Source organism: Acinetobacter sp. ANC_7512, assembly GCF_056779935.1.
The window spans coordinates 163830-178997 of sequence record NZ_JBWYIX010000001.1 but is presented as its reverse complement, the minus strand read 5'-3'; the positions used below and the strand labels follow the sequence as shown (position 1 = coordinate 178997).

The following is a 15168-nucleotide window of genomic DNA, read 5'->3' as shown; positions in this document are numbered from 1 at the left end:
AATTTATCTTATTGCGCATCAATATATGCGGTCATCAGGTTAAATACAGCGTCAATGTCCAGATCTGAACTATCGATAATGTAAGCCCCTTCAGCCGGCTTAAGCGGCGCAACGGTTCTTTCCATATCACGCTTATCACGTGCTTGGATATTAGATAAAATGTCGCTTATTTTAACATTTTGCCCCATGGCCTGCAACTGCTTTACACGTCGCTCAGCACGCGACTCAGCAGAAGCCGTCAAATATATTTTTGCTTGGGCTTCTGGGAAGATTGAAGTCGCCATATCACGGCCATCGGCAACAAGACCTGGTGCTTGAGCAAATGCACGTTGTCTTTCGAATAATGCCTGTCTTAATTCAGGTACAACTGCAACCTTGGATGCAAACTCACCGACTTTTTCAGTGCGAATTTCATCCGTTACATCATGCCCGTTAAGTAAAATTTTTGTTTTTATATGATCACTAACAAATTGAATATCGAGATGAGTCGCTATTTCTACGCATTTAACCAACACATCTGGATTGTGAATTGAATCAATTAAATTCAGCTGATGTAATGACAATCCCAACAAACGATACAAAGCGCCAGAATCTAGTAAATGAAACTGGTAATGCTGTGCCAATTTTGCTGCCAAAGTTCCTTTGCCTGAACCGCTTGGTCCATCGATCGTGATAATTTGAATTGTCATTACTTTACCAACTTCGCCTTAAAGGCGTTTTGCTAATTTCTTAAAACCAAGTGTAATAGCAAGTTTGAGTTGTGCAAGAATTAATTTGCTCACAAACGGTGCTCTTGCCTGTAATTCGATCGTGTATGTGACTAAAGTTTTAGCTGTTGAAAGCTCTTTAAATTCAATAATTCCAAGATGATGTTTGATTAATGGATTCTTGATAATTTTGTATTCAATACGCTTATTTGGCTCTAGTACAGTAATTTCTTCTTGAATTGGCTTTATTGGGCCTAATCCCATTTTTCGTACTGATCCAATCCCATCAGGACGACTCGGATCAGCTGCATCTTTAATGCGTACAACCTGAATCGGTGCAAATACATCATTATAAGTCGCATGTTTTGACAAAATTTCAAATACACGATCTATAGGCTGGTTAAATTCTTGTTTAACTTGGATTGAATTCATTTTTTATTCCTTTTCATTGAGTCCGCTTCATACTGACAATACATTATGTCAATTTTTCCACAATCAACAATAGCAATCATTCCTGATTATTTTCTGTTTTTTGTCGTACACGCTGTTGTTTTTTTTGTTCACGTCTGAATTTAAAAAATTCTGAAAGCTGATGAGCACACACTGATTGCATGCAGCCCCCTTCAAATTCAAATATATGGTTGTAATAACCTTGATTATTTAATAACTGTCGCGCACTGACCAGAGAACCCGCTTTCGGCTCTAAAGTACCAAATACAACACGGTGAACTCGAGCATGAATTAAAGCCCCCACACACATCGTGCATGGCTCAAGGGTTACATAAAGGGTTGCATCTTCTGGTAGACGATAGTTCTGAATTTGATTACATGCTTGGCGAAGTGCGACCACTTCTGCATGAGCAGTTGGATCATGACTCAGGATCGGTTGATTATATCCTTCACCAATCACTTTTCCCTGACTCACAATGACAGCTCCAACAGGGATTTCTCCCAATTGAGCTGCGAATGCAGCCTGCTCATAGGCACGCTGCATCCATTTTAGATCTTCAGTATCAAATTGGATTTCAGTCAAAATTAGATAATACCGTACTGTTTTAACAAATTATTCCAGCTCTCGATATTTGTAACTGGTGGGTGCGCACCTAAAATTCCTTTTAAGGACATAGACTCTGCAGGTGTCCATTCAGGAGATAAATCTTTATCCACTAAACGCGCACGCACGCCCTCAACAAAATCAGGATGTCTAATTTTCCAATCAGAAATTTGAGTTTCAAGTTCAAATACTTCTTGCCAAGGATGAACTTGACGCCCCCATTGCCATAACAACCAAGTAATCGCAGCCGTACTCGGTGAGCCTTTTGCTAGATTCTCACTGGCTTGTCTTAACCAATCACTTCGTGCATCATTTAACCCGATGATTGCTTCGTAGTCATTTTCAAAGTTTGCACCGCGACAGACACTGTGAATCACATCTAACGAGATTTGCAGTGGCCCTGGAGAAACTGGTCGATGCAAACTATTTAAAGTGTCATCTAATGCCCTAAAATCGCCAGCAGGATAATGATCCCAATCGATATTGATCAACTTTTGTAAAACAACATCACGCTGAGCATCACAAATATGAGTCGCCCAACCGATACCATAAGCTCCTGCCGCAGTCATGATCGATCCAGTTAAACCTGTAAATAGACCAATTGGACCACGATCTGCCAAGAAACGACTAGCACCAACATCTGGATATAAACCAATATTCACTTCTGGCATTGCAAGACGCGAATAAGGTGTAACGAGTCTGAATGGTGCAGCCATAAATAAACCAAGCCCACCACCCATCACATAACCTTCACCCCAAACGACTATCGGCTTAGCGTAGTTATGCAACAAAAGATCTAGCGCGTATTCTTGTTCAAAAAATTTATTTGCCGCATCAACTTCATTATTGATGACCAACTGACGGAGTTTGCGCACATCCCCACCGGCACAAAAAGCTTTAGGTGTTGTTGAATCAAACCAGATCGCTTTAACGGCATCATCATGATGAAACTTTTCAAAAACAGCCAATAAAGCCGTCACAATAGATTCATCAAGTGCATGTAAAGATTTTGGACGATTTAATCGAACCACTCTCCATCCATTCTGTGCTTCTTCAACAATTAAGTCAGGATGATATTGATTCGTCTCAGGAGATATTGTCATGCTTCCAGCTGCCATTTAATTGGCTCAATGCCATTTTGTTTAAGATAATTATTTGTTTTTGAAAAAACTTTACACCCAAAAAAACCACCTCGGTTTGCTGCCAATGGTGATGGATGTGCTGCTTTTAAGACCAAATGCTTATTTTGGTCAATTCGTTGACCTTTCTTATGCGCGTACGCACCCCAAAGAATGAAAACGATCTTATCACGTTGCTCATTTAGAACATCTATCGCAGCATCGGTGAAATCTTCCCAACCTTTCTTTTGGTGTGAAGTCGGCTGGCCCGCTTCAACAGTCAATACACTGTTCAGCAACAAGACACCCTCTTCAGCCCATTGGGTTAAATCACCATGCTTGGCAGGCGCTATTCCAAGGTCAGTGCTGAGTTCGTGATAGATATTACGCAAAGACGGCGGTAATGCAACACCCTTTTGCACTGAAAAACTCAATCCATGTGCTTGATTTGGACCGTGATAAGGATCTTGACCGAGAATCACGACCTTTACACGATCTAAGGGTGTGGTGTTGAAGGCATTAAAAATAAGAGAATTAGGTGGGTATATCACCTTATTCGCCTGTAATTCAGATTTGAGAAAAGCTTTCAGCTGATCCATTTTATCGCTGAGCAAAAACTCTGCTAAAGCATACTTCCAACCATCCTCTAACCGAACTTGATTCAGTTGACTTAATTCTTGTTCGGTGAGTTGCATTGTGTTCATCCCTAAATCAATCACAGCTTTAAAGTTTTACTTGTAAATCTACACTTGGGTTCTTAAAAGTTAAGCCTTGTTTCAATTGTTCGTACATTTTAGGATCAGACCATTCATTTTGAATTTGTTCTGAGAATACGATTTGATCAAGCGCCAATAAGCCCATCTGTTCATTTACGATATCTTCAGCAAAACTTTGCGCATAGCCTGTGTCAGTTTCATGCACGATCACTGAATAGACTTCAACATCACCTTCACCATTTTGCGTGATAGTTGATTTCAGTACTTGTTCTGCCAAATAAAAGAAAATTCGAGAAAATTGTTCAGCAGAAGGTGAAACGGGTAATGAAACCCAACGCGCACTAAAAGTTTTACATGCTTGAATATATTCAGCTGAATCTTCTTGCCAAAAACAAATCGCATGATCAAAACTATCATAAAGTTCTTTGATCACACCTTTCAGCAAACCAAAATCATAGACCATTTGACCATGATCTAGCTTTGAGGCTTTCAATAATAATTCGACTTTATAGCTATGACCATGAATTGAACGCTTACAGCGGTCTGATGTGCAATTTCGCACAATATGCGCGTTTTCAAACTTAAATAATTTTCGAATTAACATATGTCAGAGCAATAAAAAATCATGGATTAAAATGATTATAGTGCATATTCACACAACTCATCATTAATTTTAACGTTTTAAGCAATTGGCAAAACGTATTAAAAACAAAAAAAATAAAAAGCTATCATTCAATTTGTTTAAATTAATAGTTTAGCAATTTAATCAATTGGTTTGAAGAGGTGCCAAACTTCTTGAGAAGACATAAACCTTATCTTCATCACGCATCAGATAACTCGAAAAATATCGCTTTCGATCAGATAGCATGATTTCAATATCTGCTCGATAGAATGCGGATTTAACATCAAAATTATTTTTTGCTGTGCTTTTTGCTTCTTCACTTAACTGACTTAGAGTGTTGAGTTCCCAGAGCTGATCTACGGACTCAAAAAATTCACCATTGGCTTTTTTCTGATCCAAATCACGCTGTACATTTTGCACATCCAAACTTGGGTCTATAGTAGCAATAATCATCGCTGGTGCTGTATTAATATTAATTTTAATTTCTTTTAAAGGAATCGCTGTAACATAAGGTTTTATCAATAAAAACTTATCACCTTCAAATCCTCGCACTTGCTTCAACTCTTCCACGCTATGAAAAGGACCATTCGCTGGCAAATAAGGACGCGTTAAACTTAAATAATAATTACTCTCTGCACCCATCGCGCCAATCGTCAAATCATCTTGATCTTGCCAATCAATTACCGCTTCACTCAATTCTTCTGGTAAACCAAGCTTTGTTAATAATCCCTTAAAGTAATTCACCGCATTATCATTCGGCACACCATCATCTTTGACCAAACTGTTTAAATTAAACTTACCCGTTTCATCAATAATTCGCCCTGCAACATAACCACCATCAATTGAAAATGGTGGCATCGGTTGAGCCCAAGTTTCTAGAAGATTATCTGATTTTGAATTGGATTTAGCATCTTGAACCAATAATTCTGAGAAAAAAGCTTCAGCACTTTTTGCATAATACAGTGCTTGGTTTTGACGAATCACATAGGCCGTATTTTCACTGGTATTATATTGACGATGGGCAATCGTCGCAGCAATGATAGTTGCCAAAGCGACTAACATTAAAATCGTAATCAGGGCGATTCCTTTTTGCTGCTTCATGCATTTTCCTAATGATTATTGACTAGATGTCGGTTTTAAATAGTCAGTATTAAGCAAACTGAAAATCCACTCGTATTCAACATCTTGTTGCTTAAATCTAATTCGCATACCTTTAGGCAATAGTCGAGCAACACCATCTTGAGCATCATTACCATTAGAACTTATTGTTGATGCATCCGGCCACGAATTCAATTCATTCGGGTTCAAAATTGTGATTTGAAACTCATCCACATTCTCTAGGATCGTACTGGATAAAGGTTGGGTTGTTTGAAGAACATTCAGATTGGGATACTTTAAACGATAAACTTTTCGATCTTGTGCATTATAACGATATTCTATTCTCTCAAATGGAGACAAACCCTGTTTCAGCGGATCTGTGACCCCTGCCTTACTAAATTGTAAAGACTGATCATCCAGTAAAAATGCAGGTTGGATTTGTCCTGCGATATTTGCAGTCAGCGGTACAATTTGCAAAGCATCTCTTTGCATTTGTAAATAACTATCTTGCAAACTGAGAAGCTGCTGCTCATGCACCGCATTGCGATCTTTGACTTTATTTAAATAATCAAAAATTTTCCATCCTAAAGCAGACAATACTGCAAAGATGGCTATGGCAACCAAAAGCTCTACCAAGGTAAAACCTTGTTGTTTACTCTTGATCATGAGTTGGATTGCTCTCTGATAGGATAGTTATAAAACACCATGGTGGTGACACCTGATTCAACTTTACCTAAATCATTGTTATATAGACTCACTTGCACTTCTATTTTCTGAACATCCGGGCTAATAGTCGCTTCTGATTTTTTATCAATTTGCCAACTTAACCCTTGAGAGGTAATTTGCTTCGATTGAGTTCCCTCTAACCATTCACCACTAATTTGCATTGCAGCGACTTCATTTTGTGCGACGAATTGTGCTTTTGTTCGTAAAATTGCATTCGCAGTCGCCTGTGTGTACTGCATAGCTACCTTCGTCAATGACATTGCTGCTACAGCGAAAATAGCCAAAGCCACCACAACCTCAATCAAGGTAAATCCTTTAAGCGCCCGCATAGATTTTACCTAAGTAATCTATTTGAATAAGATCACCAATTGCTTTTTGTTCATAATACATTTGAATTGTGACAGGTTTAACCTCGCCATTGCCCAACCAAATTAATTTCGGTGCATTATTATTCATCAAGTCTGCATTAGTTGCATTTTCAAAACTATAGTCGCTACTTTCGATCTGAAATGAAACCTTAGCAGGTAGCTCTCTCGCAGAAAACTCTGGCATTTCAACCCAAGTGAAAGGTTGACGATTATTGTTCGATACAAGCGTCTGCTCAGGACGAGTTAAATCATTATATTTTTGAAATGTATAGCGAAACTGATCACCATTCCATTGTGGCACCAATGCAACCACTAACGATTGATCAACAGCCTCTCGTTGAATACGTTTTAAATCTAATATTAAAGCTTCTCTAGCTTGCATTGCCTTACGTTGATCAATCCCACTAATATTCATCACCACCAATGCCGCCATGATGCTGATGATCACAATGACCACCATCAATTCGATTAAAGTAAATCCGCCTTGACGGTGATCTAGAGATTGCATATTAGGCCACTGATTCTGTCAAATTAATCTGTTTAGGCATCATCAACGCTTGATCAATTAAAGCAACCCTTAACGTATCTCGACAGCCTAAATAGCGTTGATAGAAACTCGAGTTTAATATCGCAGCACCACCATGAGTAATCGACCAAATGGATGCTAAATAATCCCGAGAACTCATCTTACTTTGAATGGATGCTAGATGATTTTCTGTCATACGAATGATAATTCTGAGTCTACTTTTGCGAATCTGATACATTTCATTAAACAAATGATTAATACCCTGACCGGTTGTAGACAATCGCTCTTCAATTTGATGAAAGAGTACAGTACGTTCTGGATGATGCAAATGGTGCAACATAAAAAAAGCTAAATGTTCAGGAAATCCTTTTTCAGTATCTCGAACCATTTCTAATAACATGCGCTCATTACGAATAATGAGCAACATATACAATTCATCTTTACTTTGGAAGTGCTTATAGAGTGTTCCTTTTGCCAAATCCAACTCAGCGGCCAATGCATCCAATGTCATGCCCGCTTCGCCGTTTTCCAAAAGAAGTTGTTCTGCGACCTGAAATATTAATGCTTCTCTCGCTCTAAACTGAGCCTGACGATCCATCTTCACTCTATAAACTCTCTTCTTTCTATTTTCCGTATTAAATTTTTACTGCATTCGTAGAAGATTCTCGAAATTTTGCGTTGTAATAAAGGCAATCTCCTCGACTGACTTATCATATACATCACTTAATGCTTTGGCTACATATGGGACATACTTTGGTTCATTAGACTTTCCTCTATATGGCATTGGTGCTAAATAAGGGCTATCAGTCTCAATTAATAGTCGATCTAATGGAACTTGCTTGGCCACATCACGTAAATCCTGAGCATTTTTAAACGATACTATTCCTGAAAATGAAATGTAATAACCGCAATCTAGAACCGCTTTTGCCGTATCCCAATCCTCAGTAAAACAATGCAAAATTCCGTGTGTCGACTTTTCAGCTCTTATAATATCTATCGTATCCTTTTTAGATGAGCGTGTGTGTACGACCACTGGCTTTTTCACCATCTGTGAAGCTTGAATATGTCGTGCAAAACATTCTTTTTGTTCTTTAACAAATTCAGTACTGTGATAATAATCTAGACCCGTTTCACCAATTGCCCAGACCTTATCTTTACTCGCCAATTCAACCAAAGTTTCAACAGTAGCACGCTGCATGACTGCTAGATCTTCACATGGATGCACCCCAACACTGTAGCCTACTCCTTCGTGTCGAGCTGCAATTTCTGACAGAATAATATGATCATCTAAATCAACGGATATCCCCATCATTTTTGTGACACCAGCATCAATCGCTTGCTGAATTGCTAAATCGATATTTCCCTCGTAAGGTTCAAGATTGAGCATGTTTAAATGACAGTGTGTATCTACAAACACAAGGACACCTTTTAATTTTTTAAGTCAGAGCCTACATTGTAAAGCTTGCGCGTGCTGTTGACATACTTCCAGCGAGTATTTTTTCTACTTCCATTTTGTAATAGGCTCCTTTATCTCCAGTTAACTGCAATCCAAAACCTTGTGGTTTAATGCCCGATTGCTTATACGAAATCCAAATCACCTTACCCGTAATTGGTATTTTTTGGGTTTGATTAGGAAGTGTTGCCAAGATAAAAATCTCTTCACCCATTTTGACTGAATGTTTGGTTGGAATAAATAATCCACCACCCTCAACAAAAGGCATATAACTGGATTGCAGAGTTTCGCGATCATTAATATTGACTTGTAATAAACCGCCCGGACGTGGCTGCATCTCTATCCCCTGTATTCAAACATGATTATTGAACATTCATTAATTTTATAAAAAGCTGATCAACAATTAAATTTGATTGAACATTCTGCTCAACCATTTGTTTTGCTTGATGCACATCATTATAAATATCAAATAATTGCTCTAATTGATATTGCTCAGCCAACAAACTAAAGTCTAAATCGCTATTTTTTACATTTTGTTCCATTTTATAGGCAACAAGATCAGCTAATAAGTACTCAAACATAACAATCAACTCGGAAAAGTTGAGTTGCTTATTCCATTTAGAGGCGTACTGCATTGGCATATTTTTTTGACTGACTAAATGATACCAATCATTTATAAACGCACTTCGCAGAGTTAACCATTCACTTGAGGCCAACTCAATAGCAGCTAAAGGCATACCATTCGAAAGGTTAAGCAACAGTGAGCTCAAAGTCTGCTGCTCTGCATTCAAATGTTCATTCAAATATGCATTGGCTTGATCATCAGTCAACCGATCTAAGGCGTAATGTTGTAGGCGACTTCGTATAGTGGCTGGTAATTTTAAATAATGATCCGCCAAAAGAATAATCACAACACGCTCACCTGGTTCTTCAAGTGTTTTCAATAAAGCATTTGACGATGCAATATTGAGCGCTTCCGCCGGTTCGATCACAATAACCCGCCAACCATCGACGGTTTGTTGCACGAATGGCTGTAATTCACGAATTTTCTCAATTTTAATTTTAGCGTTTTGTTTCTTATTGTCCTCATCCGTCGTGACGTAAACATAATTTGGATGAGTATCTGATTTTAGCCACAAACAACTTGAACACTGACCACAAGGTTGATTTGGCTGCTTATCTAAACATAGCAGCCAAGTAACAAATTGCTGGGTAAAAGCTTCTTTACCACAGCCTTTTTTGCCATAAAAAAGTAATCCATGACCTACTTGAGGAAACCGCTGAGTCAGTGTGCTCCATACGTTAAGTTGCCAAGGATAAACATGCTGAGTCTGAGTCATTGACTAATCTATACTATTGGAAATGAGAAATAGGCATTGCATTAAGACGGTCTAAATCTTGTTGCGTATCCACACCTGGTGGTAAGCTCACCTCTGCCACATCAATTGCGATTCGATGACCATTTTCTAAAACACGCAGTTGCTCAAGGCTTTCTAAAACCTCAAGCTCACCCTGATCCCATGTCACGTACTCTTGCAGCAACTTCACTCTATAGGCATATAAACCAAGATGTCGGTAGGCTTTAGGATGTAGTAAATGTGGTTGTTGCTTTGATCCATCACGATCATATGGAATGGTTGCACGACTAAAATAAAGCGCTTCATTGAATTTACTCATGACAACTTTCACAATACTATCGCGCTTAAATTCTTCTAATTCCTTGATCACTTCACACAAAGTGGACATTGAACATTCAGGCTTTTGCTCTAACAAAGAAGCAACCTGTTGGACTAAAGATGCAGGCAATAATGGTTCATCACCTTGCACATTTACAATAATATCTTCACTCGCCCAACCTTTGATTCGTGCGACTTCACTCAATCGGTCGGTTCCAGAAGGGTGTTCTGCACTGGTCAACACAACATCAATTTGTTCTGCCTTACAAAGATCAAAAATTCTTTGATCATCTGTAGCAACACATAAATCATCAAACCCAGTCACTTTTCGCGCCTGATCTACCACACGTAAAATCATTTCACGCCCGTGTATTTTAAGTAGTGGTTTTCCAGGTAAACGCGAACTTGCAAAGCGAGCAGGTATTACAATATGTTTCATGGATATTCCTTATGTGTTTACGATACCGAGTTTTGCAAGCTGGTGATCCAGCAAATCATAACAAGCTGATGATAAAGCTGCTTCAACAGGAACCACCCAAATTTCACGACTAAATTCTGGATGTTGTTTTAACAAAGGGAGGAGTTTCACAGCATCTTTTTCAGTGGTGATGATTGGATTTGAATCTTCAAATTGTAAATCTTCAATCTGATAATCATAATGATCAGGAAATTCATGACACTGAAAATGCTTTAAGCCCATACTTTCAAGGGTTTTATAAAACCGTTGCGGGAACCCAATACCAACGACCGCATAATAATTCAAATCAGTGGCAAAATATTCAACTTGATTTTCAACTGGATTTAACAAGTACGGCGCTGCGACTTGTAATTGCATATACAGATTTGAGCTTGGTTGTTCAGCATGCTCAATTACTGTACCACTGCATAACCGTGCTACTGGCTCACGCAAAAAGCCTTCTGGCAACAGTTTCTGATTACCCAAACCACGATTGTTATCCAGCACAATCCATTCTAATTGACGATCAAGTGCCCAATGTTGCAAACCATCATCACTAATGATCAAATCAAGTTGATGCTGAGAGAGAAGTAACTCTATACTTTTCTGTCGTTGCCCACCTACGACCATCGGCACGCCAGTAGATTGCACAATTAAACAGGGCTCATCACCCACTTCATTTGGCTCAGAATCGAGATTCACGCTTGCAGGAAAAGGACCTTTACCACCATAGCCTCGACTAATTACTCCAACTCGAATATTTTTTTGTTGAAGATATTTAACCAATTGAATTAATAACGGTGTTTTTCCACTGCCACCTACCGTTATATTGCCAATGACCATGACAGGAACTGGTGCAGTATAAATAGGTTTTATACCACGTTGATACAAGGCTTTGTTCAGGAAAAATCCTAATCGATAAAGCAATGACAGGGGTCGCAATACAATCAACCACTTGGATTGCTTATTCCAAGCGTTTTGAATGACCTGCGCAATAGACATAACTTATTCCTCAAAATTACGTTGATGCAGTTGGAAATATGCACCACGCAAATCGAGTAATTCCTGATGTGTTCCCTGCTCTAATATTCGACCTTTATCCATTACCACAATAAGATCTGCATTCTCAATCGTTGATAATCGATGTGCAATGACAATCGTTGTCCGATCCTGCATAGCTGCATCAAAAGCACGTTGAATGAAGTATTCAGACTCATTATCTAATGCGCTTGTCGCTTCATCAAGAATTAAAATCGGAGCATTTTTTAAGATTGCTCGAGCAATTGCAATACGCTGTCTTTGTCCGCCAGATAAATTTAAACCTTGAGCACCTAATGGTGTGTCATAGCCTTGAGGCAATGCCATAATAAAGTCATGGGCATAAGCAGCTTTCGCAGCAGCAATAATCTGCTCTTCCGAAGCATCTTGTAACTGTCCATAAGCAATATTCTCACGAACAGTTCGGTTAAACAGCACGACTTGCTGATTGACCATAGCCACTTGTGAGCGTAACGCTGTAACTTCAATATCTTGAATATCATGGCCGTCAAATTTAATTGACCCTGAACTTAATTCTTGAAAACGAACCAATAAGTTGACTAAAGAAGACTTACCAGCCCCCGAACGCCCCACCAACGCTACAGTCTGCCCAGCCTTAACATTTAAATTAAAATCATGGATCGCATGGAAACCATCACTATATGTTAAATTTACCTGATTAAAATCAATATTGCCTTTGAGTTGTGGTTTTAACTGCCCTTCGTTTTTTTCTTCAGGCATATCCAATAATTCAAATACTGAATGTGCTGCAGCCATTCCTCGCTGTAATTTTTCATTGATATCGGTCAAAGCTTTAATTGGCTTACTCAGCATACCGGCTGCAGTAATATACGCAACAAACTGACCTGCTGAAGTATCCTGTAATATCTCAGGTCTTAAAGCAATCCAAATCACAATACTTAAAGCGATCGCCATAATAAGTTGCACAACAGGGCTATTTAATTGTTGTACTGCAACCATTTTCAAACCACGACGCAAGTTTTCGAGTGAGGTTTCTTTAAAACGAGTTTGCTCGTATGCCTGTCCACCAAAGCCTTTAACAACCAAATTACCATTCACGGTTTCTTGCACTACATGGTTTACATCACCCATCGTATCTTGCACTTGAGTAGACAGCTTACGCATACGTTTAGCAGCTTTTCTAATCAACAAACCGATTAAAGGCGCAAAAATCAAAATACATAAAGTCAAGCGCCAGTTGGAATAGAACAAATATCCTAACAGCGCAATGGTGATCAAACCTTGTTGTAATAAGGTTCTTAATGACTCCGTTGAGGCAGCAGTCAGCTGTTCAACGTTGTACATAATTTTGGCAGTAATATGACCACTAGTGTTATCTAAATAATATTGCGACGGTAATCGCATTAATTTAGCAAAAACTTCTTGGCGAATATTAAAAATTAGATTTCGAGAAATCACCGAAGTGTAGTATCCACCTAGAAATAGCCCCACTCCTCGTACAAACATCAAAACAACAACCAAAAACGGGAATAAGTTCGTGAAACTTCGATCCTGTTCTTGAATGGCATTGATAATATGCTCTAATAATTTCGCAACAGAAACTTCAGTCGCGGCATTCAGCACAAAACCAAATACAACAATCAATGCAATCGTCCAGTACTGTTTTAAGTAACTCAACAAACGCATATAAACTTTAAAATCTTGCTTCACTCACTACCTCTAATTGGTACGGTATCCTTAAACACCTAAACAGATTCAGCACGTATGCAATTTAATCATACATCATTCGAACATCGCATGCTAAAGTCTGCCCCACTCTAAAATCAATGGCCTGATTGTATGAAATGATCAAAGTAAACCTTAGCTCAATTGGAGTATTGAGACCTAAATGACTTAAATCTCACACTCAACTAAATAAATCACATTTACTGCTTTTAAATTAATTATTTTTCATCTAAACAGATATTTAGAATACCATCTAACTCATCAAGTGAATGGTAATGAATCACAAGCTTACCTTTACCTTTCTTATTGTGATCAATTTTAACATCTGCACTGAAACGTTCAGAAAGACGCTGAGTCAGTTGCTCTAAATCAGCTGAAATTGATGGTTTTGGCTTATCCTGTTTTGGTGCATTAAAATCACGCACTAACTGTTCTGTTTGACGAACAGAAAGGTTTTTTTCAATGACAATTTTTGCAATTTCAATTTGGTCTTTTGCACGCAAAGTCAATATTGCACGCGCATGCCCCATATCTAATTGACCTTGTTGGATATGGTCTTTAATCGGATCCGCTAAGCTTAATAAGCGCAATAAATTACTTACTGTAGTACGTGCCTTGCCCACCGTTTCAGCAATTTCTTGGTGACTTAATCCAAACTCTTCATGAAAACGCTGCAATGCCATAGCTTGATCAATTGGATTTAAATCTTGGCGTTGAATGTTTTCAATTAATGCCAAGGCAATTGCAACTTGATCTGACAAATCACGAACAATTGCAGGAACTTCATTTAGTCCAGCGATTTGAGCTGCTCGCCAACGGCGCTCCCCTGCAATAATTTCATATTGATGTACATCATCCTCAATTGGACGAATGACAATCGGCTGCATGATGCCATGCTTTTTAATAGAAGATGCTAATTCCTGAAGGTCTTCTTCATGAATAAAGCGTCGCGGCTGATAATTACCACGTTTAAGAAGTTTGACATCTACTTGTTTGAGCTGACCATGATCTAATGACTGTGCTTCTAATTGTAATTTTTCTTTTTGAATAGAGCCCAATAACGCATCTAAGCCACGACCCTTTGCTAAGCCTCTTTTCTTCATGGTCATGCTTTACTTCCTTTTTTCACTTTGGTTTTTTTTAACATTTCAGCAGCAAGATTCAAATAAGCCACTGCACCCTTAGAACTTTTTTCAAAATAAATAATCGGTAACCCATGTGCTGGCGCTTCCGCTAAACGCACATTTCGAGGAATAACCGTTTCGTATAATTTTTTACCAAAATACTGCTCCAACTCATCCGACACATCACGTGTCAGCGCATTTCGAGCATCGTACATGGTACGCAATACACCAATGATTTCTAAATCAGGATTTAACGCTTGTTGAATACGATCAATCGTTTGTGTTAAATCTGCCAAGCCTTCCAAGGCATAATATTCACACTGCATTGGAATGATCACGCTTTTAACAGCAGCCAATGCATTTACAGTGATCAAACTTAAGCTTGGTGCACAATCCACAATGATGTAATCAAACTTATCTTCAATTTGTTGGATCGCATCACGCAGAATAAATTCACGACCGTCTTGCTCAGCAATGGCTAATTCAACACCTGCTAAATCACGATTGGAGCCAATTACGCGATATCCAACTTCAGCTTTAGTGATGGCAGTTTCAATTGGCACTTCACCCAGTAAAACATCAGTTACTGAGTATAAGAGATCATTCTTTTGAATACCTGAACCCATAGTGGCATTGCCTTGAGAGTCCATATCAATCAACAATACTCGCTTTTTAAGCACTGCTAATGATGCAGCCAAATTGACAGCAGTCGTGGTTTTACCTACGCCACCTTTTTGGTTCGCAATAGCAATAATTTGAGCCATGGTAACCCCAATCC

19 protein-coding genes are annotated in these 15168 nt (G+C 38.7%); all 19 read right to left on the bottom strand.

All coding sequences use genetic code 11. The features are described 5' to 3' along the window. Nucleotides 1-8 precede the first annotated feature (8 nt). The gene (gene cmk / locus AC1M9H_RS00875) at nt 9-689 is read right to left on the bottom strand and encodes a (d)CMP kinase (protein WP_481612534.1); all 681 of its coding nucleotides are present in this window, start codon (nt 687-689) and stop codon (nt 9-11) included. Between the two features lie 18 nt (nt 690-707). Beyond that, nucleotides 708-1139, bottom strand: a complete 432-nt coding sequence (locus AC1M9H_RS00870; protein ID WP_481612533.1) for an SRPBCC family protein — start codon at nt 1137-1139, stop codon at nt 708-710. Between the two features lie 76 nt (nt 1140-1215). Further along, nucleotides 1216-1740, bottom strand: coding sequence for a tRNA adenosine(34) deaminase TadA (tadA, locus tag AC1M9H_RS00865; RefSeq protein WP_481612532.1), 525 nt, complete (start codon nt 1738-1740; stop codon nt 1216-1218). Nucleotides 1741-1742: 2 nt separating this feature from the next. Then, nucleotides 1743-2864 carry an enoyl-CoA hydratase/isomerase family protein gene (locus AC1M9H_RS00860; RefSeq protein ID WP_481612531.1) on the bottom strand — a complete coding sequence of 374 codons (1122 nt, stop codon included), beginning with the start codon at nt 2862-2864 and terminating at the stop codon, nt 1743-1745. After that, nucleotides 2861-3574, bottom strand: coding sequence for a uracil-DNA glycosylase (ung, locus tag AC1M9H_RS00855; RefSeq protein ID WP_092766225.1), 714 nt, complete (start codon nt 3572-3574; stop codon nt 2861-2863). Before ung ends, AC1M9H_RS00860 begins: the two co-directional genes overlap by 4 nt. Before the next feature lie 28 nt (nt 3575-3602). After that, nucleotides 3603-4199 carry a 6-pyruvoyl trahydropterin synthase family protein gene (locus AC1M9H_RS00850; RefSeq protein WP_481612530.1) on the bottom strand — a complete coding sequence of 199 codons (597 nt, stop codon included), beginning with the start codon at nt 4197-4199 and terminating at the stop codon, nt 3603-3605. Nucleotides 4200-4361: 162 nt separating this feature from the next. Next, nucleotides 4362-5318 (bottom strand): type II secretion system minor pseudopilin GspK, encoded by a 957-nt coding sequence (gene gspK, locus AC1M9H_RS00845; protein ID WP_481612529.1) that lies wholly within the window; start codon nt 5316-5318, stop codon nt 4362-4364. A 15-nt stretch (nt 5319-5333) separates the two neighbouring features. Next, the gene (gspJ, locus tag AC1M9H_RS00840; RefSeq protein WP_035264568.1) at nt 5334-5981 is read right to left on the bottom strand and encodes a type II secretion system minor pseudopilin GspJ; all 648 of its coding nucleotides are present in this window, start codon (nt 5979-5981) and stop codon (nt 5334-5336) included. Beyond that, on the bottom strand, nt 5978-6370 hold the full coding sequence (gspI, locus tag AC1M9H_RS00835; RefSeq protein ID WP_481588351.1) for a type II secretion system minor pseudopilin GspI: 393 nt from the start codon (nt 6368-6370) through the stop codon (nt 5978-5980). The genes gspJ and gspI overlap by 4 nt, the downstream gene beginning before the upstream one ends. Further along, on the bottom strand, nt 6357-6917 hold the full coding sequence (locus AC1M9H_RS00830; protein WP_481612528.1) for a pilus assembly FimT family protein: 561 nt from the start codon (nt 6915-6917) through the stop codon (nt 6357-6359). The genes gspI and AC1M9H_RS00830 overlap by 14 nt, the downstream gene beginning before the upstream one ends. 1 nt (nt 6918) lies before the next feature. Further along, nucleotides 6919-7533: a TetR/AcrR family transcriptional regulator gene (locus AC1M9H_RS00825; protein ID WP_035264575.1), complete on the bottom strand. Its 615-nt coding sequence runs from the start codon at nt 7531-7533 to the stop codon at nt 6919-6921. Nucleotides 7534-7578: 45 nt separating this feature from the next. Continuing rightward, the gene (locus AC1M9H_RS00820; RefSeq protein WP_481612527.1) at nt 7579-8352 is read right to left on the bottom strand and encodes a TatD family hydrolase; all 774 of its coding nucleotides are present in this window, start codon (nt 8350-8352) and stop codon (nt 7579-7581) included. A gap of 31 nt (nt 8353-8383) precedes the next feature. Beyond that, nucleotides 8384-8725, bottom strand: coding sequence for a PilZ domain-containing protein (locus tag AC1M9H_RS00815; protein ID WP_481612526.1), 342 nt, complete (start codon nt 8723-8725; stop codon nt 8384-8386). 25 nt (nt 8726-8750) lie between these two features. Then, nucleotides 8751-9728: a DNA polymerase III subunit delta' gene (locus AC1M9H_RS00810; RefSeq protein ID WP_481591156.1), complete on the bottom strand. Its 978-nt coding sequence runs from the start codon at nt 9726-9728 to the stop codon at nt 8751-8753. Nucleotides 9729-9741: 13 nt separating this feature from the next. Further along, nucleotides 9742-10503, bottom strand: coding sequence for a 3-deoxy-manno-octulosonate cytidylyltransferase (gene kdsB / locus AC1M9H_RS00805; RefSeq protein ID WP_481612525.1), 762 nt, complete (start codon nt 10501-10503; stop codon nt 9742-9744). Nucleotides 10504-10512: 9 nt separating this feature from the next. Then, nucleotides 10513-11523 carry a tetraacyldisaccharide 4'-kinase gene (gene lpxK / locus AC1M9H_RS00800; protein ID WP_481612524.1) on the bottom strand — a complete coding sequence of 337 codons (1011 nt, stop codon included), beginning with the start codon at nt 11521-11523 and terminating at the stop codon, nt 10513-10515. A gap of 3 nt (nt 11524-11526) precedes the next feature. Then, nucleotides 11527-13251, bottom strand: a complete 1725-nt coding sequence (gene msbA / locus AC1M9H_RS00795) for a lipid A export permease/ATP-binding protein MsbA (protein ID WP_481596924.1) — start codon at nt 13249-13251, stop codon at nt 11527-11529. Between the two features lie 233 nt (nt 13252-13484). Continuing rightward, the gene (locus tag AC1M9H_RS00790; protein ID WP_481612523.1) at nt 13485-14375 is read right to left on the bottom strand and encodes a ParB/RepB/Spo0J family partition protein; all 891 of its coding nucleotides are present in this window, start codon (nt 14373-14375) and stop codon (nt 13485-13487) included. Then, the gene (locus AC1M9H_RS00785) at nt 14372-15154 is read right to left on the bottom strand and encodes a ParA family protein (RefSeq protein WP_092766214.1); all 783 of its coding nucleotides are present in this window, start codon (nt 15152-15154) and stop codon (nt 14372-14374) included. Before AC1M9H_RS00785 ends, AC1M9H_RS00790 begins: the two co-directional genes overlap by 4 nt. Nucleotides 15155-15168: the final 14 nt, after the last annotated feature.